This window comes from Treponema endosymbiont of Eucomonympha sp. (assembly GCF_001028545.1).
On record NZ_BBPW01000746.1, the window covers coordinates 1 to 841 of the forward strand.

Genomic DNA, 841 nt, shown 5'->3' on the forward strand with positions numbered 1-841 from the left:
AGGATTGAAAAACTTCTGGTCGATGCCGTCGATTGCGAAATCATCGCAAAACTCGCAACCAACAATACAAAGCGAGAATCATTCGAGCGGCTTGCTGAAGCGTATCGAAAAATGGCAGCAGAACTGCAGCGGCTGATCGATAAGGGGGCAGTTTTCTGAGGACGCTGCTAAAAAATAACCGCGCGGTAGCGGGGAGCGCCGAATTGTAAGCCTTCATGACCTAAACAACAATCTCAGAGCGGCGATAAAGCAAGCCGAAAGTTCAAATTGCGATCAAATATCGCAAAGAAATCCGGCTATCCGGATAAGTTCCTCACCACTGAGTGCCCGAAAGGATTCGCGAGTGCCCTCCCCGCAATAGGGAGCCCAACCACGAGTGTTCAGGGGCATCGCTGAACGATCATATTGCGCCTCATCGTGAACCCGATCTCGCTCGCCACGAACGAGGCGGGCATCGACTACCGCTCTGATGTCGTCGAAGCGTCTCCAATTGACACAATTTCAGCCGTCCCCTGACCAGCCACGACGGTGTCACCAACGGCTTTCCCAAGCAGGGCTCGGGCGAGTGGCGACGCATGGGATAGCAGACCTTTGGTGGGATCGGCTTCGTCTTCTCCGACTATACGGTACTCCTGCCTTCGGCCGTCGTCGCGCTCGATCGTGACCACGGCGCCAAACCGAACCGTCGTAGCGCTGTCCGGCATCTGGACCACCATCGCGGTGCCGCGTCTGTTGTTCCAGTAACGGAGGTCTCGGGATATAGCTGAAAGCGCGTCTCGATCACCTTCGATCTGCGCTTGGGCCAGCCTGCTTTGAAGTTCAGCGATCTTCATCTCAATTA

General features: G+C 55.2%; 1 protein-coding gene. It reads right to left on the reverse strand.

Annotated features, from left to right (window positions below):
• Nucleotides 1–458: 458 nt before the first annotated feature.
• On the reverse strand, nt 459–841 hold a 383-nt coding region (locus AWU74_RS14415; protein ID WP_062328898.1), incomplete at its 5' end, for a GreA/GreB family elongation factor.